Raw genomic sequence first — 23,851 nt, forward strand, 5'->3', positions numbered from 1 at the left:
CACGGCAAAACGTGACTTTGATCACTTCTACGAGTTGTAGAACTCTTCGGTTTCGCCTTGGGGGCAGGGAAGGGGCAAACTGGTAACCATGAGCCACACTTCTGCCGAATCTGTCACTAAAACCGAAGAATCAGCCGAGCAGTTCTTTACCCTTTGGACGGTATTCAAGCGGTCGGAGCCTGTGGTCCGCAGTGCTGACGCCGCCGCCGATTTCGAGGTGCTGCTGGAGCGCCTCGCCGCCGCCGGCGTCACGCACCGCGGCAGCTACGACGTCTCAGCCATGCGCGCCGATGCCGACGTGATGGTGTGGCTCCACGGCCCCAAGCCGGAAGCGCTGCAGCAGGCCATCCGCGACATCCGCCGCAGCACCCTCTTTGCCGGCACCGAGATCGTCTGGTCCGCCATGGGCGTCCACCGCGAGGCGGAATTTGCCAAGAACCACACGCCCGCCTACTCCCGCGGTGTCGCTCCGGCCGAGTGGCTCTGTGTCTACCCGTTCGTGCGCTCCTACGAGTGGTACCTCCTCCCGGAAGCCGAGCGCGGCAAGATGCTCCGCGACCACGGGCTGCTGGGACGCGACTTCCCCCAGGTCATCTCCAACACCGTTTCCTCGTTCGCCCTGGGCGACTGGGAGTGGATCCTGGGCCTCGAAGCGCCCGAACTCGTGGACCTGGTGGACCTTATGCGCCACCTGCGCTCCACGGAGGCGCGCAACCACGTCCGCGAGGAAGTTCCGTTCTACACCGGACGCCGCATCTCCGCCGACGAGGTTGCCGAGGTCCTCGCGTGAGCCCGGAACAGCAGGCCGCCACGGCCGTCAATCCGGTCACCGAGGCCGGCCGCATGGCCCCCAAGAATTACGACGCCGTCCTGCTCGCCTCCTTCGGCGGACCGGAAGGCCAGGAGGACGTCATCCCGTTCCTCCGGAACGTCACCCGCGGCCGGGGCATCCCGGACGAGCGGCTCGAGGAGGTCTCGCACCACTACCGTGCCAACGGCGGCGTCAGCCCCATCAACCAGCAGAACCGCGAACTCAAGGCAGCACTGGAAGCAGAACTCGCTGCCCGCGGCATCGAGCTGCCCGTGCTGTGGGGCAACCGCAACTGGGCACCGTACATCCCGGAGACACTGCAGGAAGCATACGACGCCGGGCACCGCCGGGTGCTGATGCTCACCACGAGTGCCTACTCCTGCTACTCCAGCTGCCGCCAGTACCGCGAGGATATCGGCATGGCGCTGACGGAGACCGGTCTGGACGGCAGGCTGGAAGTGGACAAGGTCCGCCAGTACTTCGATCACCCCGGCTTCGTCGAACCGTTCGTGGAAGGCACTGCCGCCGGCCTGGCCGAGGTCCGCGCCAAGCTCGCCGAAGCGGGTACGCCTGACGCCCCCGTCCACGTCCTGTTCGCCACCCACTCCATTCCCACCCGCGACGCCGAGGCCGCAGGCCGGTCCGAAGATGAGCCGCGCCAGTTCGAGGAAGGCTCCGCCTACGTGGCCCAGCACCTGGCCAACGGCACGGCCGTGATGGCGCGGGTCAAGGATGAATCCGGGCTCGACGCGCCATGGTCCCTCGTGTACCAGTCCCGTTCGGGTGCCCCGCATGTGCCGTGGCTGGAACCCGACATCAACGACGCCATTGAGGAACTGGCCGGCCAGGGCGTCAAGGGCGTCGTCATCGTCCCCCTGGGCTTTGTGAGCGACCACATGGAAGTTGTCTGGGACCTGGACACCGAGGCGATGGAAACCTGCGCCAATCTGGGACTGGTTGCCACCCGCGTGCCCACTCCCGGGACACACCGCAAGTTCGTCGATGGACTCGTGGACCTGATCTGCGAGCGGACCGTGGCCAACAACATCAGCGACCGCCCGGCACTGACCGATCTTGGTCCCTGGTACGACGTCTGCAGGCCGGGGTGCTGCGCCAACTTCCGCGGCGAGAAGCCGACCATTTCCGGCGCGGACACCACTGTTGGCACCGGGCACGACCCGTACCCCTCAGACGCTGCCGGTGAAACGGCGCAGCTGTGACCGTCCGGATCGGAACCCGCGCCAGCAAACTGGCTCTCACCCAGACACGGCAGACCGCGGACCAGCTCGCCGCCGTCGGAGGCTTCCCCGTGGAGCTGGTGCACGTCCGCACGGACGGGGACGTCCTCACCGGGCCCCTGTCCCAGATGGGCGGCACCGGCGTTTTTGTCGCCGCCCTGCGTGACGCGCTCCTGCGCAACGAGTGCGATGTGGCCGTCCACTCGCTCAAGGACCTGCCAACGGGGGCGGCGGTGGGGCTCAGCCTTGCCGCCACGCCGCGGCGGGTGGACGTCCGGGATGTCCTGTGTGCCCGTGATGGCTTGAAGCTGGCCGACCTGCCGGCAGGAGCCCGCGTTGGCACCGGTTCGCCGCGGCGTGCAGCCCAGCTGAGGGCGGCCCGCGCGGACCTGGACATCGTGGACATCCGCGGCAACGTGGACACCCGGCTGGGCCGGGTTCCCGGCCTGCCCGGCAATGCCACCGACCAGGTGGTGGCCGGAAAGTCCTGCGACCTCGATGCGGTGGTCCTTGCGGCTGCTGGCCTGGAGCGCATCGGCCGGCTGGATGCCGTCACCGAGTACCTGGAAACCGACGTGATGCTGCCGGCAGCCGGCCAGGGTTCCCTTGCCATCGAGTGCCGGACGGCCGACGCTCCGCCGAAACAGGGGTCAACGGAAGGCTCCCGGGAGGTGCTGGCCCAGGCGCTGGCGGCCCTGGACGACCCCGACACCCGCCTCGCCGTCACTGCCGAGCGCGCCCTGCTGGCCCGGCTCGAGGCGGGCTGCGCAGCTCCTGTGGGGGCCTACGCCTACCGCAAGGGCAGCATGCTGCACCTGGAAGCGGTGGTCTGCGCCGTTGACGGTACCGACACCGTGCGTGACAAGCGCGCCACAGACGGGTTGACGGAAGTGGGCGCCACCTTGCTGGGCATTGAACTGGCCGAGGCCCTCCTTGCCGCCGGAGCCGCCGACATCGCAGACCTGCAGGCGTCCTGACCTGGCGATGACGGAGCCTTCCAACGGGTCCCGAGCCCAGGCACCGCTTGGCGGGGCCCGGGTCCTGGTCACCCGCAGCCCTGAACGGTCCGCTGCCCTGGTTGCGGCGCTGGAAGAGGCCGGCGCGACGCCAGTGCTGCTGCCGCTCATCGACTTCGAACGGGCCCCGGACCAGCACGCGCTGGACGTCGCCTGCGACGCCCTGGCCGCAGGTGCCTTCGACTGGCTGGTCGTCAGCAGTGCCACTACGGTCCACGTCCTCATGGAAAAGGCGGCGGAACGCGGGCTTGGCCTGGACCAGCTGGTCCCCTCCGGGACGCGGATCGCCGCCGTCGGTCCCGCAACACGCAGATTGCTCGAGGCCGGGGGACTGGCTGTCGCCCTCACCCCGCCCGGAGAGCAGTCGGCTGCCGGCCTGCTTGACGTCTGGCCAGGGACAGGCAGGATCCTCCTGCCGCAGGCGGACATCGCCGCACCCGCCCTGGCTGAAGGACTGGCAGCGGCGGACAGCGACGTTACCGTGGTGACTGCCTACCGCACTGTCGACTATCCCGCGGCAGCGGAGCGCCGTCTTGCCGTCCAGCCGGATGCGGACGACGCCGGTGCGCAGCCGCCGTCGTACCCACTCCTGACCCCGGATGCTGCCGCCGCGGACATCGCAGCAGGCCGCATGGCCGCGGTGATTGCCGCGTCGCCAAGCGCCGTGCGCCGGATTTCAGCGCTTGGGCCGCTGGCCGGCTGCCGGCTGGTGGTGATTGGCCGTTCGACGGCGGACCAGGCAGTTGCCCTGGGCCTGGATGTGGCAGCCGTGGCGGCTGAGCCGACCCCCGACGGGCTGGTGGCCGCCGTTGCGAAGGCGCTTAGCCCGCCCTGACGAAACCGCAGTGCCTCCCGTTCACCAACAGACTCAAAAGACAAACGCGAAGGACCGGAACCATGACTTTCCCCAACCAACGCCCCCGCCGCCTGCGTACCACCCCCGCCATGCGCCGGCTGACCGCCGAAACCCGCCTCGCACCGTCGGAACTCATTCTTCCTGCCTTCATCCGCGAGGGACTGACGGAGCCGAACCCCATCACGTCCATGCCCGGCGTCGTCCAGCACACCACCGACACCCTCAAGCGGGCCGCTGCGGAGGCTGTTGAGCTGGGCCTCGGCGGCATCATGCTCTTCGGCATTCCCGAAACGCGCGATGCCGAAGGGACCGCCGCCCTCGATCCGGAGGGTGTGCTGAACAAAGCCATCCGGGACGTCCGGGCCGAGGTGGGCGATGACCTGGTGGTCATGAGCGACGTGTGCCTGGACGAATTCACCGACCACGGCCACTGCGGAGTGCTCGACGCCGAGGGCTACGTGGACAACGACCGCACCGTGGAGATCTACGCACGGATGGCCGTGGCGCAGGCCGAAGCAGGGGCCCACATGCTGGGCCCCTCGGGCATGATGGACGGCCAGATCGCCGCTATCCGCTCGGCGCTGGACGGCGCCGGCCACGTGAACACCTCGCTAATCGCCTATGCGGCGAAGTATGCCTCCGCGTTCTACGGCCCCTTCCGGGAAGCGGTTGACTCCCAGCTCAAGGGCGACCGCCGGACCTACCAGATGGACGCCGGCAACCGCACCGAAGCCCTGCGCGAGGTGGAACTGGACCTCGCCGAAGGCGCCGACATCATCATGGTCAAGCCGGCCATGAGCTACCTGGACATCGTTGCGGACGTGGCCGCGATGAGCCCCGTGCCCGTGTCCGCCTACCAGATCTCCGGTGAGTACGCCATGATCGAGGCCGCGGCCGCCAACGGCTGGATCGACCGCCGTGCCGCCATCACCGAATCAGTGCTGGGAATCCGCCGCGCCGGAGCCCACACAGTCCTCACCTACTGGGCTGCCGAGCTGGCCGGCTGGCTCAAGGAATCCCATTGACAGACGGACCGGCCGCCGGACCCGCCACACCGGTGGGGGAGGACCGCATCCTCCTCGGCCTGAACACGTTCGGGGACGTCGGCGTAAATTCCGACGGCAGCCCGCAACCGCACGCCCAGGTCCTGCGCCAACTGCTGGAGCAGGCGGAACTTGCCGACGCCGTCGGACTCCATGCCTTTGGCGTGGGGGAGCACCACCGCAAGGACTACGCCGTGTCCGCGCCGGAAGTCTTCCTGGCGGCAGCCGCGGCACGGACTACCCGAATCCGCCTTGGTTCTGCAGTGACCGTGCTGAGCTCGGACGATCCCATCCGGGTGTTCCAGCGCTTCGCAACCGTCGATGCCATCTCCAACGGCCGTGCCGAAGTGATGCTGGGACGGGGATCCTTCGTGGAGTCCTTCCCGCTGTTCGGCCTGGACCTGGCGGACTACGAGATGCTGTTCGAGGAAAAGCTTGAGTTGTTCAGCAAGGTCCGCGCCCAAAAACCGGTCCACTGGGAGGGCCGTACCCGGCCGGCCCTGCACGGCTTGAGCGTCTACCCGCCGCTGGAACACCACCTGCTGCCCACATGGATCGGCGTAGGTGGAACACCGGAGTCCGTGCTCCGCTGCGCCCACTACGGCTTTCCGATCATCTTCGCCATCATCGGCGGGCAGCCCAGAGGGTTCCGGCCGCTGGCTGACCTGTACCGGGAGGCCATGTCCAAGTACGGGCACCCAATGCAGCAGATAGCCACCCACTCGCCGGGCCATGTGGCGGACACCGACGAGCAGGCCCGGGAAGAACTGTTCCCGCACTGGCTGCAGCTGCGCAACAAGCTCGGGGCCGAGCGCGGGTGGGGTCCGGCCGGGCGGGGCGAGTTCGACGCCCTGTGCTCCGCGGAAGGCGCCCTCTACGTGGGATCGCCGGAAACGGTGGCCCGGAAGATCGTCCGGCTGAAGCGCAACCTGGGCGTTGACCGCTTCGACCTCAAATACAGCAATGGTCCGCTGCCACACGCGGCCATGATGCGCTCCATTGAACTGATGGGCACGGCGGTGGCACCCCGGGTCGCCGAGCTGCTCGCAGGTTGACCGTGCCCCTGGCTCAACTGTGCTGCCGGGCCCCCATGCTGCCCGGCTCACCTGCTAACTGAGAGAATAGGAACCATGACTTCCAGCAACGCCCGCAACGAGGCACTCTTCGACCGCGCCCGCCAGCTGATGCCGGGCGGCGTCAACTCCCCGGTCCGTGCGTTTGGCTCGGTCGGCGGCACGCCGCGCTTCATGGTCTCGGCCAAGGGAGCGTACCTGACTGACGCCGACGGCAAGGAATACGTGGACCTGGTCTGCTCGTGGGGACCGGCACTGCTGGGCCACGCCCACCCGGCCGTCCTCGACGCCGTTCACGCTGCGGTGGACCGCGGCCTCTCCTTCGGCGCCTCAACCCCGGATGAGGCCAACCTGGCCGCCATCGTGCAGGAGCGCGTGCCCGCCGTCGAGCGCCTCCGCATGGTGTCCACCGGAACCGAAGCCACCATGACGGCGGTCCGTTTGGCCCGCGGCTTCACCGGCCGGAACCTCATCATCAAATTCGCCGGCTGCTACCACGGCCACCTGGACGGCCTCCTGGCAGCGGCAGGCTCGGGCGTGGCAACCCTTGCCCTGCCCGGTTCCGCCGGGGTCACCGAAGCCACCGCCGCCGAAACCCTGGTGCTCCCGTACAACGACCTCACGGCCGTCAAGGAAGCTTTCGCCGCTCACGGGCAGGACATCGCCGCCGTGATCACGGAGGCCGCACCGGCCAACATGGGGGTAGTCACCCCGGCTGAAGGGTTCAACGCCGGGCTGTCGCGGATCACCCGCGAGCACGGCGCACTCCTCATCGTCGATGAGGTCCTCACCGGTTTCCGCACCGGCTACTCCGGTTACTGGGGCCTCACAGGCGGTGCGCCGGATGCCGAGGACCCGTGGACACCTGACCTGCTCACTTTCGGAAAGGTCATCGGCGGCGGCATGCCGACGGCGGCGCTCGGCGGCCGTGCAGACGTCATGGACTACCTGGCACCCACCGGCCCCGTGTACCAGGCCGGCACCCTGTCCGGAAACCCGGTGGCCATGGCGGCTGGTGTTGCCACCCTGACCCACGCCACCCGGGACGTCTACTCCTTTATTGACGTCCGGTCGCTGGAACTGTCCTCCGCCGTCTCCAACGCCCTGGATGCAGCAGGTGTTGACCACTCCATCCAGTTCGCGGGGAACCTCTTCTCTGTGGCATTCGGTACCTCTGCCAACGGCGTCCACAATTACGCCGACGCGCAGGCGCAGGAGGCGTTCCGCTACGCCCCGTTCTTCCACTCGATGCTCGAGTCCGGGGTCTACCTGCCGCCGTCCGTTTTCGAGGCCTGGTTCCTCTCCGCCGCTCACGACGACGACGCGATGAACCGGATCTACGACGCGCTGCCGGCCGCCGCCAAGGCCGCCGCTGCCGCCCAGGGGTAGGTGCGGGGGACGGCGCGTCCCTTTCACTCCCATAGACAAAGAAATCCCCGCCTGCACACTGCAGGCGGGGATTTCTTTTCGTGCTTCAGGTACTACAGGACGTCGGAGAGGAAACCTTTGAGGCGGTCCGTCCGGGGGTCGGTAAAGAGTTGCTCGGGCGGCCCCGACTCCACCACCACACCGGCATCCATGAAAGTCACGGCGTCCGAGACGTTGCGGGAGAAGCCCATTTCGTGGGTTACCACCACCATGGTCATGCCGCCTTTGGCGAGGTCCGTCATCAATGCCAGGACGCCCTTGACCAGTTCCGGGTCCAGGGCGGAGGTGGCCTCGTCGAAGAACATGACCTCAGGCTTCATGGCAAGCGCGCGGGCAATGGCCACGCGCTGCTGCTGGCCACCGGAAAGATTGGCCGGACGGGAATCAGCCTTGTGCTTCAGGCCCACCAGGTCCAGCTGTTCCAGCGCCTCGCTGCGCGCCTCCTCCTTGGAGAGCTTGCGCAGCTTCCGCAGGGCCAGTGAGACGTTTTCCTCCACGGTCTTGTGCGGGAAGAGGTTGAACTGCTGGAACACCATGCCGATCCGGCGCCGGAGCTCATCCGGGTTGTCCTTCAACACCGAGCGGCCATCGAGCAGGATGTCGCCCTGGTCAGGTTCGATCAGCCGGTTCATGACCCGCAGCAGCGTGGACTTCCCGGACCCTGACGGGCCAATGACTGACGCCGTGGTGCCTTGGGGCACGTGCAGGTCGATGCCCCGCAGGACGTGGTTGCTGCCAAAGGAAAGGTGGATGTTCTTGGCGCTCAGTGTTCCTGACGCAAATTCGCTCATGCCTGGGCTCCCTTTCCAACGACAGCCGCGGCGTCGTCCGGTTCTTTCTTTTCGGGCCGGCCCGTACGCAGCCGGGCGTCGATGTAGTTGACCAGGTGAGTGAGCGGGATAGTCATGGCCAGGTAGAAAATGGCAGCTGCCACGTACGGGGACAGGTTACCGCTGCGAGCCGCGGCGTCCTGGCCGATTTGGAACAGTTCCCGTTCCGTGGCCAGCAGGCCCAGGGTGAATACCAAAGAGGAATCCTTGATCAGCGCAATGAACTGGTTCATGAGGGCAGGAAGCACCCGGCGAATACCCTGGGGAACCACTACGAGGCGCATGGACGGGCCGTAGCCGAATCCCAGGGCACGTGACGCCTCAAGCTGCCCTTTGTCTACGCTCTGAATTCCGGAACGGAAAATTTCACCCGTGTACGCGGCGGCCATGAGCGCCAGAGCCGCAACGCCCATGGGGTAGGGGCTGTTGCTGCCTGTCATCTCGCGGAAGATCGGACCGAATCCAAGGCCGATGACCAGAATGGTGAGGACCGCCGGGAGTCCACGAAATACATCTGTGTACACCCGGGCGGCCCACCGAGCCACAGGATTTCGCGAAATACCCATGAGAGCCAGGATCAGGCCGGCGAAGGCCCCGATAAGTCCGGAAGTGATCGCAAGGACCAAGGTATTGGGCAGGCCCACCGCAAACATGCTTGGCAGAACTTCAGCGATCTTGTTCCAGTCAAGGAAGGTCTCTCCGAGTCGTGTCAGGAAATCCATATGGCTTCGCTATCTTTTCTGGTAGCCGGTGTCTAGTTCGCTGGGACCTTGACGGCCTTGCTGCCCGGCTTCCAACCCTCGGGGGTCTGCTCGGCAGCCGTCGGGCGGTCCGTGTACCACTGGGCCGTCAGCTTGGACCAGGTGCCGTCGGCAACCACGGCATCAAGGGCAGAATTCAGCGCTTCGAGCAGGGCAGGGTTGTCCTTGGCGACGGCGTAGGCAGTGAAATTCTGCGTGTTGAGCTTCTTCTCGGCGATTTTCGTGCCGTCGCCGGGCTTGACCTGGCCGGTTGCCTGCTGGGAAGGAGCCACCCAGGCGTCGACCTGCCCGCTCTTCAGGCTGGCGAAGACGGTGTTGTAGTCGGGGAAGGAAACAGGCTCAATGTTCAGGGTGTTCTTGACGTAGTCTTCCTGGACGCTGCCGCTGACGACGCCAATGCGCAGGCCACTCTTCAGTCCGGCGAACGTCTGTACCTTGGCATCTTCTTTGGTTACCAGAGCCATGTAGCCAAAGTCGTAGCCATTGGTGAAGGCAACCGTTTCACGGCGGGCGTCGGTTGTGGAAATCGAGGAGGACCCGACATCGAACTGCTTGTTCTTGACCTGGCTGAGGAGCGCCTGGAACTTGGTGGAGGCGAACTCGACCTTGAGCCCGAGCTTGTCGGCCATCGCGCGCAGAAGCTCATTGTCGTAGCCCGTGAACTTGCCGGAGGAATCAACGAAGATGTTGGGCGGGGCGTCGGAGAGGGTGCCCACGCGCAGGGTGCCCTCGGTGATGAGGCCGAGCTTGGTCTTGTCGATCTTGTCGATCGGGGTGACGTTCGCGGTGGTGTACTTGTCCAGCGTCTGCTGGTCACTGCCCTTCAGGGCGTCCGTGGGGGAGCCGCTGGGCTGGGAGGAAGCGCCGCCGCAGGCTGCGAGGGAAACCGCGAGGGCAAGTGCAACGGGAGCGGTAGTGAGCCACTTCATCGCTTTGATTTTCATCAGGTTGTCACTTTCATATGAGTCATAAGTCGACCGGGCCGCAAGGCAGCGCTAAGGCGCCTGGCACCTGCCCGGCGCTGCTTGGGGTGTCCGGGGCAGGGGTGACCGCAAAACTTTATTGTCTCACTAGGGTGACAACGCCCGACCGGCTGAAGAAAGGGGGCCGGTTAGGCCGTAACGCCGAACTCTGTTCGCTCTCCGGGCTCCGGCGTGCTGGATCACACTTGCGACTACCCGGTTACGGCGAAGGATTCTCCGGTACCCGGCGACGGTTTTGTTAAGCAGCGTGACTGTGACATGCCTCCCACTTAGTGGCCGTCCGCCGCGGATTAGAAGCCGCCGGCGGTGGCATCCTGGGGCGGCAGCACGGGCCAGTCTCCCTCAATCACGGCGGCCGGTTTGGTCTTCCTGAGGTACCCCTGAAAGTCTGCCGCCTGGCTAACTGCCCAGTCCACCTGCAGCTGGTGGAGCTCCCGGGCCGGCATCACCAGCTTGGGGAACTTTCCGGCCATCGCATCAAGGACCCGAAGGGTAGCCAGGGCGTCCGCAGCGGAGGTGTGGGCGTTGTCCAGGACCACGCCGTATTCCTCGCACAAGGCGGTGAGCGTGCGTTTGCCCTTGCGGTACCGGTCCACCTGCTTGTTCATGATGTAGGGGTCCAGGACCGGGAAGCGCGTGAGCTGGGGAATTCCGTAGCGGGCCGATTCAGCGGCAAGCACGGTGAAGTCGTAGCTCGCGTTGAAGGCGATCACCGGGGTGCCTGAGTCGAAGAGCTCCTGCAGCACCGCGGCGACCTCGCGGGTGACTTCGTGCGCAGGCCGGCCGTCCCGCCTGGCCTGTTCGGTGGTCACTCCATGGACGTCGCTGGCCTCGATGGGAATTTCCACGCCCGGATCGGCCAGCCACTCGTGCTCCTTGATGACCTCACCCCCCTGGTCCACGACAGTGATCGACGCGGTGACAATTCTTGCCGCCCGCGAGTTGCGGCCGGTGGTTTCCAGGTCGAAGGCTGCGCGTGGGAGGGTGTTCCAGGAACTCATGCTTCAACGCTAAGGGGAGCCACCGACAATTCCGGGGAACGCCACTGCGGCTACATTGGATCAATGCGGAACGAGTACGTCCAGGCGGTCCTGGCAGTCGTCAGGCTGGTGCCGGCCGGGACCGCAGTCTCCTACGGGGACGTCGCAGAGCTTTTGGGGTCAGGCGGTCCGCGCCAGGTCGGCTCGGTCATGAGCCATCACGGGGGCGGGTCCGCATGGTGGCGCATCCTGAAGGCCAGCGGACATGCGCCCGAGGGCCACGAAGCAGAAGCCCTCCTCCGCTACCTTGAAGAAGGTACCCCGCTCGCCGGTTCCTACGGGTCGTATTTGAGGACGGGGGAGGGCCGGTGGCGGGTTGACCTGTCCTTGGCGCGCTGGGCACCGACTGACCGGGATTTTGACAGTATCGAAGCCGTTGCCGAGGACCTGGAGCGGCGGCTCCACCGATTGTCGGTGCCTGATGATGGAATGATTTTGTGACCGTAACACTTCCTTTGACCGGCCCCTGGGACCCGCAGCGGCATGAGCCGCGGATTGGCCAGGGCCCGGCCTTTGCCGCCGGGGGCAGCCCGAATGGCAGCAGCGCCCTTTCCCGCGTGCCCGCACTTCGGCTGCTCCCGCCCAGGCAGGTGCATGCGGCGGCGCTTCGGTTGACACCCGACCAGCAGGCAGCGGTGGACGTTACCCAGGGCTCAGGACCAGTGCTGGTGCCGGGCGCCCCGGGAACGGGAAAGACCACCGTCCTCGTGGAGGCCGCGGTCCAGCGGGTCTTCCGTGACGGCGTTGACCCGGAACGGATGCTGATCCTTGCGCCCACGCGTCTTGCAGCGGATTTCCTGCGAGACCGCTTCACCGCCCGGCTGGATCGGAGCCTCAGCACTACTCCCGCCAGGACATGGGCCTCTTACGCCTTCGACCTGATCCGGCGGGCAAAGGCCCAGGGCGTAATCCCGCTCTCAAGGGCGCCGCGTCTGCTCTCCGGTCCGGAACAGGACCTCATCATCAAGGAACTCCTGGAGGGCCACCGGATTCCGGGGCTGGAACTGCCATGGCCAACCGATCTGGACGGCGCATTGGAGACACGCGGGTTCCGCCAGGAAGTACGGCAACTTTTTGACCGCATCATTGAATCGGGGCGCACAGCCGACGACCTCGCCCACATGGCGGATGAGTGCGGCCGGCCCGACTGGAAAGCCGCTGCCGCCCTGTACGCCGAATACCGCGACGTCCTTGACCTGCGCATGCCCGAGGCTTTCGATCCCGCCGGGATCATCACGGCCGCCAGGCAGATCTTCCAGGACGCACCGGAATTCCTGGCCGCTGAGCGGGCCCGGTTGCAGGTTGTCCTGGTGGACGACATCCAGGAAGCCAACCCCGCCATTTTCGAACTGCTGGCCGATGTCGCCGCGGGCAGGGACTGCTATGTGACGTCGTCTCCGGACACAGTGGTCCAGGGCTTCCGGGGAGCCCGGCCCGATTTGGTGGCTGAACTGCCCCGGCTTCTGTCGGCCCAAGCCTCCGTCATCGAGCGCCCGCTGTGGCACGCCCATGGCCTGGCTCCCGCGGTGGCAGGGGCGTGGTTGAACGTGGCAGGGCGAATTTCGCAGCGTGCCGGCGGGCAGTTGGCACGCCGCCTCGACCCGCCGACCTGGGACGCGCAGCCCGATGTCGCTGCGCAGCCCGACAGCCCTCTGCAGCCCGACAGCCCTCCGCAGCGGGCCGGTGCCCATGTGCCGGGGAAGGTGGAGGCCCACCTGGTCCCTACTCCTGTGCATGAGCTGCGGTACGTGGCACAGCGGATTCTGGACCAGCACATTAACCACAACCGCGATCTGGCGGATATCGCTGTCATCGTCCGCAATGGCGGCCAGGTCAGCGAGTTGCAGCGCTACCTGTCGGGGCAGGGTATCCCGGTAAGGGTTCCGGTGGCTGAGTCCGCGGTCCGGGATGAGGTGGCCGTGCGTCCGCTCCTTGACGCCTTCGCGATCGCCCTGGATCCGGGGCTGTTGACGCCGGAAGCCGCGGTGTCACTCCTTACCTCCCGCATCGGGGGTGCAACCTCCATTGAGCTGCGCAGGCTGCGGCAATCGCTGCGCCGCGAGGAGCTGCTGGGCGGCGGTGGCCGCGCCAGCGATGCCCTGCTCGTGGAGGCCCTGCTCGAACCCGGAGCCCTCGGTGCACTGGGAATCGAAGGCCGCGCCGCCCGGCGCACCGCACGAATGATTCAGGCGGGACGGGAGGCTGCCTCCCTGCCAGGTGCAAATGCGGAGTCTGTGTTGTGGGCACTGTGGGACTCCACGGGACTGTCTTCTGCATGGACGGCCATTGCCCTGTCGGGCGGACCCCACGGTGCACGTGCCGACCGCGACCTTGACGCCATGATGGCGCTCTTCCACACAGCGGAGCGCTACGTGGACCAGATGCCCGGGGCAGGCCCGGAACAGTTCCTGGAATACCTCCTGAACCAGGAGCTTCCCATGGACACCCTTGCCGCCCGTGCCCAGGTGGACGATGCCGTGGAGCTGATGACCCCGGCCAGCGCGGCAGGCCGGGAATGGCCTGTGGTACTCATTGCGGGGCTGCAGGAGGGAGTGTGGCCCAACACGCGGCTCCGCGGGGAACTGTTGGGCAGCACCCTGTACGCCGACGCCGTGGAGCACGGCGCTGCATATGCCCTTCAGCGCGATCCACTGAGCCGGTTGAGGGATATCCGCTATGACGAACTCCGCAGCTTCTCCACGGCGGTATCAAGGGCACGCGAGCTGTTGGTGTGTACGGCAGTATCGTCGGAGGACGACCAGCCCTCGTCCTTCCTGGACTTCGTTGCGCCGCTGGCTCCCGGACAGGAGAACAGGACGTTCACCCAGGTGGAACGTCCCATGACGCTGCGCGCCCTTGTCGCCGAACTGCGGCAACACGCCCAGCTCGATGGCAAGGACCTGGATGGCAAGGATTTGGTGCAGGCGGAAGAGGCCGCCAGGGTCCTGGCCCATCTCGCCGCGGTGGAACCGGCAGTCGCAGGCGCCCACCCGGCCTCGTGGTGGGGACTTGCACCCCTGACCTCCTCCGAGGCAGTTGTCCCGCCAGGGGGAACGGTGTCAGTGTCACCGTCGAAGGTCGAAACGGTTCACAAGTCCCCACTGGACTGGTTCGTCCAGGCAGCAGGTGGTGAACCTGCCACCGACTTTGCCCGCAGCTTGGGGACGCTGGTGCATGCCATCGCCCAGGACATGCCCGACGCTTCCGGATCCGAGTACGTCGCTGAACTTGTAAGGCGCTGGCCCGCCCTTGGCATGAAGGACAACTGGGAGGGACGGCTCGACTTCCAGCGCGCCGAGGCCATGGTGCGCAAGCTGGCGCAGTATGTGCTGTCCATGAGGAGTGAAGGCCGCAGCCTGCTGGGCGTGGAGCTGGACTTCGAAGTGGCACTTGGGGAGGTGGGCGTGGACGGGGGTCCGGCGCGGGAGGCTGTTCTCCGGGGCCAGGTGGACCGGCTGGAAATCGACGAAGAGGGCCGTTTGGTGGTGGTGGACCTCAAGACCGGCAAACGGCAGCCGGGAAAGGAGGAATTGTCCCGCCATCCTCAGCTCGGTGCATACCAGGCGGCGGTGTTGGCCGGTGGCTTTGACACCGGCCGGACTGCTCCCGGCCTTCCCGGCGGTGCAGTGCTGGCACAGCTTGGAACCGCTGCAAAGAGCCCCGCAATCCAACAACAGCAACCACTCGACCCGCAGGAGAACTGGGCCTTGGACATGGTCAGGGAGGCGGCCGCCGTCATGGGTGGCAGTGAATTCGTTGCGCGGCATGATCCCGCCAAGGGCGGCCACGGCGGCCACGGCTGCCGGCTCCCGGAGATTTGCCCGCTGTGTGTACGCGGACGGCAGGTGACCGAATGAGTACTGCAGAGTCCACCATGACACCAGCACAGCCTGCACCGGCAGCACGCTTCAGCCCGGAAGAACTTTCCGTGCTGCTCGGCGAAAAGAACTCTCCCACGCCTGAGCAGTCCGCCATCATTTCTTCCCCCCTTGCGCCGAGGCTGGTTATTGCCGGTGCCGGATCGGGAAAGACTGCCACCATGGCGGACCGGGTGGTGTGGCTCGTGGCCAACGGGTGGGTTACTCCCGAAGAAGTCCTGGGTGTGACCTTCACCCGCAAGGCTGCCGGCGAACTTGCCAGCCGGATCCGGTCTAAGCTTCTGGGGCTCCAGCGGCTTGCCGCAAATGACACCCGGCACGATGTCTTCCCGGAGGGCCTGCTCGGCAGCGATGCGCTGGAGCCGAAAGTGTCCACCTACCACTCGTTCGCCAGCGGAATCGTCTCCGACTACGGGCTTCGGCTCGGCGTGGAACGCGACGTCGTCCTGCTTGGCGGAGCGCAGGCCTGGCAGCTTGCCAGCGAGGTCGTCGAGGCCTACGACGGCGAATACGAGCACTTCCGTGCGGCCAAATCCACACTTGTCAAAGCCGTCATCCAGCTCGCCGGAGAGTGCGCGGAACACCTCCAGGAGCCGGAGGATGTCGAGGCCTGGCTGATGGCCCGGCTTGCGGAGTTTGAAGCCCTGCCCTATCTGGCTGACAAGAAGAAGAACCCGCCCAAGGCCGTCGCGGACCTCGCGGGCATGCTGCGGACCCGCGCAAGCGTTGCCGACATGGTTGGCCGGTACGCAGCAGCCAAACGTGCCCGCGGCGCCCTCGACTTCGGGGACCTGGTGGCCCTCGCCGCAAAGGTGGCCCAGGACGTTCCGCTGGCTGCGCAGATGGAGCGCCAACGGTACAAGGTGGTCCTTCTCGACGAGTTCCAGGACACGTCCCATGCGCAGCTCGTCCTCTTCTCCCGCCTCTTCGGGGATGGCCATGCCGTGACGGCGGTGGGCGACCCCAACCAGTCAATTTACGGCTTCCGTGGTGCTTCCGCAGGACAGCTGTTCCACTTTGTCCGTGAGTTCCCCGTCCGCACTGACGCACCCGGCAACGGCGCCCGCTGGGCGCCTGCCCCAACTTCCTACCTGACTACGGCCTGGCGCAACGGCCGGTCCATCCTTGCGGCCGCCAACGTCATGTCGCAGTCCCTTGGCCGCGCGTCTGCAGACAATGGGCCGGCCGGCGGCAGATCGTCCACTGCCAAGGTGCCGCCGCTGCAGCCAAGTCCGTACGCCGTGGAAGGCAGCGTTGTGCTGGGCCGGTTTGCCAGCGACGTCGACGAAGCCGCGGCGCTTGCGGACGACGTCCTTCGGTACCGCGTAACCGACTTCGAGCTGAAACCGGACGGTACCGCCGAACCGCCGGCCCTCGCGGTGCTGTGCCGGCGGCGGGCCCAAATGGAGCCAGTCCGGCGGCAGTTCGAAGCCCGGGGAGTTCCTTACGAAATCGTAGGCTTGGGAGGTCTTCTGGACACCCCGGAGATCGTCGACCTGGTCGCCACCTTGCGGGTCCTGGCCGATCCAGGCCGCTCTGACGCCCTCATGCGGCTGCTCGCAGGGGCCCGTTGGCGGATAGGCCCTGCCGATCTCATGGCGCTGCGGGACTGGTCCGGGCAGCTCGCCGGGAGCCGCGGGAGGGCGGCGCAGGGGTCCGAAGCCGGCAGCGGCGACCTTGACACCGATGAAGCAGACGCGCCCGTCCTTGAGGGGGACCTCACGGACGGGGCCAGCCTGGTGGAAGCCCTGGACTTCCTGCCCCGCGAGGACTGGACCTCGACGAATGGCCGTACGCTCAGCGCTGGGGCGCGCAGCAGGTTGGCCCGGTTGTCCCTCGAGCTGCGGCAATTGCGCGCCTACTTGGGCGACGACCTCACTACGCTGCTGGGGGAGGTGGAAAGGGCCATGCTGCTGGACATCGAGGTGGCAGCGCGCCCCGGGATCAGCATCCACCAGGCCCGCCGAAACCTCGATGCCTTCCAGGATGCAGCCGCCGGGTTCCTCCGTACCTCCCAACGCGTGGACATCCTCGCGTTCCTGTCTTGGCTGGAGGCCGCCTCAGCGGAAGAAAACGGGTTAGAGGCGCCTGCCAGCGACGTCAACAGGGAAGCCGTACAGCTGTTGACCGTCCATGCATCCAAAGGCCTGGAATGGGATGTTGTATTCGTCCCGGGAATGAACGCCGGGGCATTTCCAAGCGACAGGGATTCCCGCTGGAGCAGCGGCGCAGCTGCGCTGCCTTGGCCCCTGCGCGGAGACCGGTCAGACCTGCCGCAGTGGGACCTGGACCAGCCTGATCAAAAAGGCTGGCTGGATGCCGAGAAGGATTACAAAGCAGCCGTTCAGGCTCACGGCGAGTCAGAGGAACGGCGTCTGGCGTATGTCGCGTACACCAGGGCCAAGCATGTGCTGTGGGTGTCCAGCGCCGGTTGGGTTGGTTCCCGGGCCGGGCGCGCGGAGATGTCGCCGTTCCTCGCCGAGCTCGAAACCCTGACGCAAGCGGCTGAGGGCGGGATGCCTCCGCAGGCCCTGGTGCACCCGTTATCGCTGGACGAGGCCGCGCTCCCGGACCAGAGCCCGTTGACACTGGAATCAGAAGAAGCAGTCTGGCCTTACGACCCCCTCGAAGGACCTGTGGACCCGCGGGACGGCCAGCGGTTGCGCCTGGCGCGGGGGCGCCGGACGGCGATGGAAGCAGCCGCCCGGAGGGTGCTTGCGTTCCTTGAGGCCGGCGGCCGGCCGGGCCCGTTGGAGCGGGCGGGCCATTCGGCCAGTTCCGGGAAGGGGAGCGGCGCCCTGCCCGGGCGCCAGCCGGGCCTCACCGGGCCAGCGGCAGGCTGGGCGCGGGAGGCTGCCCTGCTGCTGGAGCGCAGGGCAAGAAGGTCCGGCGGACAGGATGTGCACCTGCCCACCCACATCTCCGCTTCCACCCTGGTGGACCTGGGAGACGACCCCCAGGCGGTGTTGGGGCGGCTTCGTCGTCCCGTTCCGCGCGAGCCAGGCATGTCGGCGCGGAAGGGAACCGCGTTCCATGCCTGGGTAGAGGAGTATTTCGGAACGGCGGGGATGTTGGACCTTGGAGAGGCGCCCGGCTCGGACGACCACATTGATGCGGCCTACGACCTCGACGAGATGGTGGCGACCTTCAAGGCTTCCCCCTGGGCTGACAGGTCACCGGCCTTCGTCGAGGTCCCGGTGGAGACCAGGGTGGGGGAGGTTGTGGTGCGTGGACGCGTGGATGCAGTGTTCCAGGACGCCGATGGCCGCTGGGACCTGGTCGACTGGAAGACAGGCCGCCGGCCGTCGGCCGCCCAGCTGAAGACCCGCTCCATCCAACTGGCTGTGTACCGGCTGGCGTGGGCGCGCCTCCAAAATGTTCCGCTGGAGGAGGTTCGGGCAGCATTCTTCTATGTCGCGGACAACGCCGTGGTACGCCCGCATGACCTGGGCACGGCAGCAGAGCTGGAAAACATCGTTGCGGCAGCACTGAGCCGCCAGTAGGCCGGACAGGGCTCCGCCGGCCCCGGGCAGACTCTCTTCCCGATTCAGCCCTGCTTCGCGTTGATCACCGAAAGGGCGGCTGTGGACGTGTCGTCCGGACCCTTGGTCCCGCCATCCGGATCCTGGCCGCCAGTGCCGGCATGCGGCCGCTCCGCCGGGATGGGTGTTACGTGCACTGCGGGGTGTGCCTTAGCTGAATGCTTGGCCTGGTTCGCCTCTGGCTGGGCGCCGACGGCGGGTTCTGCCTGTATGGCGGGTTCGGCCGGGACAGGGATGACCGTGACCGCGGGAGTGACTGCAGAACTGCCGCTTCCAGTGGAAGGGGCAGCACTGGCAGTTCCGGGCGGGGCAGTGGCCGCCGTTCCATCGTTCCCGGAACCACTGGTGGCCGGAAGTGGTTCCACGCTGATGGGCCGGCCCCCGTATTCGGCGATGTCGTCCGCCAGGCTCTGGAGCATTCCTTCGGCCTCGCTGACCATCTCCTGGTCTCCGGCGGCCAGCCCCTTCACCAGGTACTGCGCCAAGGCGAACTCCGCAGACAGCGCGGCCCGGCGCAGCAGGTGCTGATCCGGGACGTCGCGCCGGCTGGACGTGTAGGAGGCCAGGACGGCGTCAATGAAATCCTGTTCATTGGACGCTACCAGCCAGGCAAAGTCGTCGGCAGGGTCGCCGATGCGCAGGTCTGTCCAACCGGTTACCGCGGTCACCCGGCCCGATTCCACAAGCAGGTTGTCCTCGTGCAGGTCGCCGTGGACCACGCAGGGGTTGAACCGCCAAAGGGAAACGTCCTCCATGGCGTGTTCCCAGCGGCGCAGCAGGGCCGCCGGGATCTTCCCGGTAGTTGCTGCCTGGTCCAGTTCGTTCAGGCGCCGCTGGCGGAACTCGTTGGGGGTGTAGCTGGGCAGGTCGGCATTGCTGACCAGTGACCGGGGCAGGTCGTGGATCGCAGCCAAGGCGGAACCGAGCTCGCGGGCCAGGCTGGCCGGCCCGGAGGTCAGCTCTTCGACGCTGCGGGTGCTTCCGGACAGGTGTGAGTAGACAAAGGTGGTCAGCGTTCCCAGGCGGACACTGCCGGCCACCGTCGGCATGAGGAACGGCAATTCCGCGCGAACGCCCGGAGCGAAGGCCCGCAGCACCAGGAACTCCGTTTCCAGCCGGGCACTGGCCTCGGCATGGCGGGGCGACCGGACACGCCAGCGTTTGCCTTCGGAATCGAGGAGCAGGGCCGAGTCGAAGTCCGCGGGGTCGTCCGGCGCGGAGCTAACGGCCGTCGGGGTCAGTCCGGGGACTGCCGCGGTTGCGACAGCCGCCAGTTCAATCGGTTTTCTTCTCACCGTTCCACGGTAGATTGCCTGCCGTCCCGAAGAGCGGTCCGGTTGCGGCGAGTCTTCAGATAGCTGCAAATACGGCTGCGGGCCCCAGACGGACCGGACCGGGAAAATGTGAAATGTCGGCGGCAGTCAGTACGGTGGAACCATGAGTTATGCCGAGTCCGTAGCATCCGTAAACCATGCTGTACCGGCACGGCTGCCGGCAAACCATCTGGTGGACACCCTCCTCCCGGTAAGGCCCGCCCTGGTGGACCGAGGATCTGCAGTGCGCGGGAGGCCCGGCATGATCGATGAACTCCTGGCAGACCCGGATGCCGTGGCCGCGGTCCTCTCCGGACGGCGGGGGCTGGTGCAGGGAAGCACTATGGTCCTCAGCGGGGCCAAGGACCTCCTGGCCGGGCTGGAGGAAGCAGGATGCGCGCCGGAACTCGTCGTGTACCTGGGATCGGCTTTGCCGGCGGCGGACCTTCCGGCCGGAACCGAGCTGCTGCTTTTCGTCCTGCCGGAAGCCCCGGAGCCAGGTACAGCAGGGATTCCCGCGGACGCGGTCTGGGCCGGGTTCCGCGAGGCCGCAGCAGGCCTGACCGCCACTTCGACTGCCCTGTTCGTGGAGTCCAGCGCCATCGCCAACTGGCACGCAGCCCACACGCACTGCCCGCGCTGCGGTACGCCCACACGGGTGGAATCCGGCGGCTGGGTGCGGCGGTGCCCTTCGGACAAGTCCGAACACTTCCCGCGCACTGACCCGGCCATTATTGTCACGGTGGTCGGCCCGGATGACCGGCTCCTCCTCGGGGGCGGGGGTCCCGTGGACGCGAAAAACTACTCCACCCTGGCCGGATTCGTCGAGCCCGGCGAGTCGCTCGAAGAAGCGGTCGTCCGCGAGATCCAGGAGGAGGTGGGAGTCCGCGTCACAGCATGCCAGTACCTGGGCTCCCAGTCATGGCCGTTCCCGGCCTCCCTTATGCTTGGATTCACCGCCGTCACCGAAGACACCCAGGCAACGCCCGATGGCGTCGAGGTCACCAGGGCCCGCTGGTTCAGCCGTACGGAACTCCAGGCAGCGGTGCTCAGCGGGGAGATCACCATCTCCAGCAGGCTCTCCATCGCCCGTTCACTGATTGAGCACTGGTATGGCGGCCGCATCCAGGACCTGGCCGGCGCCTAGGTTATTCCATCCACAAGACTCCAGCATGCGGTAGTCGGGAAACAAAGCAGCAGAAGTGACTACAGAGAATTTTGACGGAGCAGGCTCCCTTGAGGACCGGATCCTCGGGGGGCTGGACGCAGAACAGCGCGAGGTGGCCAGCACACTGAACGGCCCCCTGTGCGTGCTGGCGGGCGCCGGAACCGGGAAGACCCGTGCCATTACCCACCGCATCGCCTACGGCGTGCACTCGGGGGTCTACACCCCGCAACGACTGTTGGCGGTGACATTTACTGCCCGCGCTGCGGCTGAGATGCGCAGCCGGCTGCGGGACCTCGGGGCGGGAAACGTGCAGGCCCGGACCTTCCACGCCGCCGCCCTTCGCCAGCTGCAGTTTTTCTGGCCGCAGGCTGTGGGCGGAACGTTGCCCAACCTCCTTGACCACAAAGCGCAGCTGCTTGCAGAGGCTGCCCGGCGGCTTCGGCTCAGCACCGACCGGGCGTCCATCCGCGACCTTGCCTCGGAGATTGAGTGGGCCAAGGTGTCCATGCTGACCCCCGCCAACTACCTCGAGAACGCCCAGGGGAGGGGAGCGCCCGGCGGATTCGACCTCACTGCGGTTGCCCGCGTCTTCCAGTCCTACGAGGACGTCAAGACGGACCGCAACGTGATCGACTTTGAGGACGTCCTGCTGATCACTGTGGGGATCCTGCAGGAGGACGAGAAGGTGGCTGCCACCGTCCGTGAGCAGTACCGGCATTTCGTAGTGGACGAATACCAGGACGTGTCCCCGCTGCAGCAACGGCTCCTGGAGCTTTGGCTGGGCGGACGCGACGAACTCTGTGTGGTGGGTGACGCCAGCCAGACCATCTACTCCTTCACTGGTGCGTCACCCAGGCACCTCCTGGACTTCAAGGCCCGCTATCCCCAGACGAACGTCGTCAAGCTCATCAGGGATTACCGTTCCACCCCGCAGGTGGTGAAGCTCGCCAATGACCTGCTGGCCGCCCGCCGCAGCGGCGGACCCCTGGCGGATGCAGCCTGGGCGGCGCCCCTGCAGCTCGTTGCGCAGCGCCCCGCCGGGCCGGCGCCCCAGTTCACCGAGTGCACTGATGACGAAGCCGAAGCCGCCACCGTGGCACAGAAGATCAAGGCACTGCTCGACGCCGGCACCCCCGCCAGCGAGATAGCAATCCTTTTCCGCACCAACGGCCAGTCCGAGGCCTACGAGCAGGCCTTGGCGGCGGCGGGCATCGGCTACCAGCTGCGCGGCGGCGAACGCTTCTTTGCCCGCAAGGAGGTCCGGGACGCCATCCTCCAGCTGCGCGCAGCCACCAGGGCTGTCTCGGAGGCTGATACGCCGGAACCGCTCGGCCAACTGGTCCGGGACATTGTCTCCTCACTCGGCTATACCGATTCCGCTCCGCACAGTGGCGGTGCCCTGCGCGAACGCTGGGAGTCCCTCGCGGCGCTGGTGGCCCTCGCCGACGAGCTCGCGCAGAACCGTGGCCCGCAGTTCGGCCTCGTCGATTTCGTCAATGAACTGCAGGAGCGTTCCCTCGCCCAGCACGCCCCCACGGTGCAGGGCGTGACGCTCGCGTCCCTCCATGCCGCCAAGGGCCTGGAATGGGACGCCGTCTTCCTTGTGGGGCTCAGCGAAGGACTGATGCCCATCTCGTTCGCCGATTCGCCTGAATCGGTGGATGAGGAACGACGCCTGCTGTACGTCGGCGTCACCCGTGCCCGCGAACACCTGTCGCTCTCGTGGAGTACCGCGCGGACTCCCGGAGGCCGGGCCAACCGCAAGCCGTCCCGGTTCCTGGACGGGTTGCGGCCTGACTCGGTCGCCAGCTCAAGCACCCGCGGAAAGGCACCAGTTCCGCGCCGCAAGGCAGCCGCGCCTGCGGTGTGCCGGGTCTGCGGCAGCATGCTGGCCACCGGTGCCGAACGCAAGGTGGGCCGCTGCAATGCGTGCCCGCCCACCTACGAGGAACAAACCTTCGATGCGCTACGGAATTGGCGCCGTGAAGTGGCCCAGACCGCCGACGTGCCCGCGTTCGTGGTCTTCACCGACGCCACTCTCACTGCCATTGCCGAGGCCAGGCCGGCGTCGCTGGAAGAGCTTGCGGCCCTGGCCGGCGTCGGGCCGTCCAAACTTGAGAGGTACGGCGAGGACGTCCTCCGGGTCCTTACGGAAAGTTCCGTGCTGTGAGGCCGGGCACCGGTTCCCGGAGGGTTGCCGGGGGCCTGACCACGCCCGACGGTTCTCCCGTGGAAGTGCGGCGTTCGGCCCGGCGCACCCGGACAGTTGCGGCGTTCTGGGAAGACGGGACGGCGGTCGTTGCCATTCCGGCCCGGTTCACTGCTGCCCAGGAGCGGGAGTGGGTCCACCGCATGCTGGCCAAGCTGCACCGACAGGGGGAGCGGAAGGCTGCAGCCGGGCGGCGCCGTCCTGCCACCGATGAGGCCCTGGCGGCCCACGCCGCGCAGTTGTCCGCAAAGTACCTTGGGGGCCGGTCAACTCCTGCGTCTGTCCGGTGGGTCAGCAACCAGAACTCCCGGTGGGGTTCCGCTACCCCGGCCGAAGGGACCATCCGCCTCTCGGACAAGCTGCGGCCCATGCCGCAGTGGGTCATCGACTACGTCCTTCTGCACGAACTGGCCCACCTCCTGGTGGCGTCCCACAATGCGGCCTTCTGGAAGCTGCTGGAAGCTTATCCGGAAACCCAGCGGGCCAAAGCGTTCCTTGAGGGGGTCTCGTTCGCCACGTCCCGGGGACTCCACAACGGAGATGCGGCGGCCAGCCCGGCGGGCACGGGGGAGTTGCCAGGCGACTGGCCGGGAGACATCGACTAGCCCGGGTCCACCCCGGATGGACACCCGCCTTGAGCACTTCGGCGGCCCAGGAAGACT

The 23,851-nt window shown here is 67.0% G+C and carries 18 protein-coding genes; 13 read left to right on the forward strand and 5 right to left on the reverse strand.

Annotated features, from left to right (window positions below; translation table 11 throughout):
- Positions 1-88 precede the first annotated feature (88 nt).
- The 7 genes from hemQ (at position 89) to hemL (ending at position 7,426) form a co-directional block, all read left to right on the forward strand.
- Positions 89-790, forward strand: a complete 702-nt coding sequence (gene hemQ, locus J2X98_RS08640; protein ID WP_141942349.1) for a hydrogen peroxide-dependent heme synthase — start codon at positions 89-91, stop codon at positions 788-790.
- 53 nt (positions 791-843) lie between these two features.
- On the forward strand, positions 844-2,031 hold the full coding sequence (locus J2X98_RS08645) for a ferrochelatase (RefSeq protein ID WP_307306854.1): 1,188 nt from the start codon (positions 844-846) through the stop codon (positions 2,029-2,031).
- Positions 2,028-3,026 carry a hydroxymethylbilane synthase gene (gene hemC, locus J2X98_RS08650; RefSeq protein ID WP_141942348.1) on the forward strand — a complete coding sequence of 333 codons (999 nt, stop codon included), beginning with the start codon at positions 2,028-2,030 and terminating at the stop codon, positions 3,024-3,026. Before J2X98_RS08645 ends, hemC begins: the two co-directional genes overlap by 4 nt.
- 7 nt (positions 3,027-3,033) lie before the next feature.
- Positions 3,034-3,900, forward strand: coding sequence for a uroporphyrinogen-III synthase (locus tag J2X98_RS08655; RefSeq protein WP_141942346.1), 867 nt, complete (start codon positions 3,034-3,036; stop codon positions 3,898-3,900).
- Positions 3,901-3,962: 62 nt separating this feature from the next.
- On the forward strand, positions 3,963-4,946 hold the full coding sequence (gene hemB / locus J2X98_RS08660; protein WP_307306694.1) for a porphobilinogen synthase: 984 nt from the start codon (positions 3,963-3,965) through the stop codon (positions 4,944-4,946).
- Complete coding sequence (locus J2X98_RS08665; RefSeq protein WP_141942343.1) at positions 4,943-6,019, forward strand: LLM class flavin-dependent oxidoreductase; 1,077 nt, start codon at positions 4,943-4,945, stop codon at positions 6,017-6,019. Before hemB ends, J2X98_RS08665 begins: the two co-directional genes overlap by 4 nt.
- Before the next feature lie 75 nt (positions 6,020-6,094).
- Positions 6,095-7,426, forward strand: coding sequence for a glutamate-1-semialdehyde 2,1-aminomutase (gene hemL, locus J2X98_RS08670; RefSeq protein WP_141942341.1), 1,332 nt, complete (start codon positions 6,095-6,097; stop codon positions 7,424-7,426).
- A gap of 92 nt (positions 7,427-7,518) precedes the next feature.
- Here the strand turns inward: hemL and J2X98_RS08675 are convergent, their stop codons facing one another.
- The 4 genes from J2X98_RS08675 to J2X98_RS08690 all read right to left on the reverse strand — a co-directional run bounded on the left by J2X98_RS08675 (position 7,519) and on the right by J2X98_RS08690 (position 11,040).
- Positions 7,519-8,256 (reverse strand): amino acid ABC transporter ATP-binding protein, encoded by a 738-nt coding sequence (locus J2X98_RS08675; RefSeq protein ID WP_141942339.1) that lies wholly within the window; start codon positions 8,254-8,256, stop codon positions 7,519-7,521.
- Positions 8,253-9,017: an amino acid ABC transporter permease gene (locus tag J2X98_RS08680; protein ID WP_141942337.1), complete on the reverse strand. Its 765-nt coding sequence runs from the start codon at positions 9,015-9,017 to the stop codon at positions 8,253-8,255. The genes J2X98_RS08675 and J2X98_RS08680 overlap by 4 nt, the downstream gene beginning before the upstream one ends.
- Before the next feature lie 32 nt (positions 9,018-9,049).
- Positions 9,050-10,000 (reverse strand): substrate-binding periplasmic protein, encoded by a 951-nt coding sequence (locus tag J2X98_RS08685; protein WP_141942335.1) that lies wholly within the window; start codon positions 9,998-10,000, stop codon positions 9,050-9,052.
- A 329-nt stretch (positions 10,001-10,329) separates the two neighbouring features.
- Positions 10,330-11,040 (reverse strand): 3'-5' exonuclease, encoded by a 711-nt coding sequence (locus J2X98_RS08690; RefSeq protein WP_141942333.1) that lies wholly within the window; start codon positions 11,038-11,040, stop codon positions 10,330-10,332.
- 63 nt (positions 11,041-11,103) lie between these two features.
- Between J2X98_RS08690 and J2X98_RS08695 the strand changes: the two genes are divergently transcribed.
- The 3 genes from J2X98_RS08695 (at position 11,104) to J2X98_RS08705 (ending at position 18,460) form a co-directional block, all read left to right on the forward strand.
- Positions 11,104-11,520, forward strand: coding sequence for an MGMT family protein (locus J2X98_RS08695; RefSeq protein WP_307306704.1), 417 nt, complete (start codon positions 11,104-11,106; stop codon positions 11,518-11,520).
- A gap of 116 nt (positions 11,521-11,636) precedes the next feature.
- Positions 11,637-14,936, forward strand: a complete 3,300-nt coding sequence (locus tag J2X98_RS08700) for an ATP-dependent helicase (protein ID WP_307306856.1) — start codon at positions 11,637-11,639, stop codon at positions 14,934-14,936.
- Complete coding sequence (locus tag J2X98_RS08705) at positions 14,933-18,460, forward strand: ATP-dependent DNA helicase (RefSeq protein WP_307306706.1); 3,528 nt, start codon at positions 14,933-14,935, stop codon at positions 18,458-18,460. The genes J2X98_RS08700 and J2X98_RS08705 overlap by 4 nt, the downstream gene beginning before the upstream one ends.
- 44 nt (positions 18,461-18,504) lie before the next feature.
- Here the strand turns inward: J2X98_RS08705 and J2X98_RS08710 are convergent, their stop codons facing one another.
- Positions 18,505-19,794, reverse strand: a complete 1,290-nt coding sequence (locus J2X98_RS08710; protein WP_307306708.1) for a macrolide 2'-phosphotransferase — start codon at positions 19,792-19,794, stop codon at positions 18,505-18,507.
- Positions 19,795-19,936: 142 nt separating this feature from the next.
- Here J2X98_RS08710 and nudC point away from each other — a divergent pair, with 142 nt between their 5' ends.
- Genes nudC through J2X98_RS08725 form a run of 3 tightly spaced genes read left to right on the forward strand, consistent with a single transcriptional unit; the run spans position 19,937 to position 23,794 of the window.
- Entirely contained in the window at positions 19,937-20,959 is a 1,023-nt protein-coding gene (gene nudC / locus J2X98_RS08715; protein WP_307306710.1) for an NAD(+) diphosphatase, read from the forward strand.
- Between the two features lie 55 nt (positions 20,960-21,014).
- Complete coding sequence (locus tag J2X98_RS08720) at positions 21,015-23,150, forward strand: ATP-dependent DNA helicase UvrD2 (RefSeq protein ID WP_307306712.1); 2,136 nt, start codon at positions 21,015-21,017, stop codon at positions 23,148-23,150.
- Positions 23,147-23,794: a M48 family metallopeptidase gene (locus tag J2X98_RS08725; protein WP_307306713.1), complete on the forward strand. Its 648-nt coding sequence runs from the start codon at positions 23,147-23,149 to the stop codon at positions 23,792-23,794. Before J2X98_RS08720 ends, J2X98_RS08725 begins: the two co-directional genes overlap by 4 nt.
- Positions 23,795-23,851 lie beyond the last annotated feature (57 nt).

The sequence above is a fragment of the Pseudarthrobacter enclensis genome, from assembly GCF_030811655.1.
Lineage (GTDB): Bacteria > Actinomycetota > Actinomycetes > Actinomycetales > Micrococcaceae > Arthrobacter > Arthrobacter enclensis_A.

Excerpts from the sequence above, each read along its gene's own strand:
- J2X98_RS08655 (WP_141942346.1), top strand. The coding sequence starts at position 3,034 with ATGACGGAGCCTTCCAACGGGTCCCGAGCCCAGGCACCGCTTGGCGGG.
- hemQ (WP_141942349.1), top strand. The coding sequence starts at position 89 with ATGAGCCACACTTCTGCCGAATCTGTCACTAAAACCGAAGAATCAGCC.
- J2X98_RS08645 (WP_307306854.1), top strand. The coding sequence starts at position 844 with ATGGCCCCCAAGAATTACGACGCCGTCCTGCTCGCCTCCTTCGGCGGA.
- hemB (WP_307306694.1), top strand. The coding sequence starts at position 3,963 with ATGACTTTCCCCAACCAACGCCCCCGCCGCCTGCGTACCACCCCCGCC.
- hemL (WP_141942341.1), top strand. The coding sequence starts at position 6,095 with ATGACTTCCAGCAACGCCCGCAACGAGGCACTCTTCGACCGCGCCCGC.
- J2X98_RS08705 (WP_307306706.1), top strand. The coding sequence starts at position 14,933 with ATGAGTACTGCAGAGTCCACCATGACACCAGCACAGCCTGCACCGGCA.
- J2X98_RS08690 (WP_141942333.1), bottom strand. The coding sequence starts at position 11,040 with ATGAGTTCCTGGAACACCCTCCCACGCGCAGCCTTCGACCTGGAAACC.
- nudC (WP_307306710.1), top strand. The coding sequence starts at position 19,937 with ATGAGTTATGCCGAGTCCGTAGCATCCGTAAACCATGCTGTACCGGCA.
- J2X98_RS08680 (WP_141942337.1), bottom strand. The coding sequence starts at position 9,017 with ATGGATTTCCTGACACGACTCGGAGAGACCTTCCTTGACTGGAACAAG.
- J2X98_RS08695 (WP_307306704.1), top strand. The coding sequence starts at position 11,104 with ATGCGGAACGAGTACGTCCAGGCGGTCCTGGCAGTCGTCAGGCTGGTG.
- J2X98_RS08675 (WP_141942339.1), bottom strand. The coding sequence starts at position 8,256 with ATGAGCGAATTTGCGTCAGGAACACTGAGCGCCAAGAACATCCACCTT.
- J2X98_RS08685 (WP_141942335.1), bottom strand. The coding sequence starts at position 10,000 with ATGAAAATCAAAGCGATGAAGTGGCTCACTACCGCTCCCGTTGCACTT.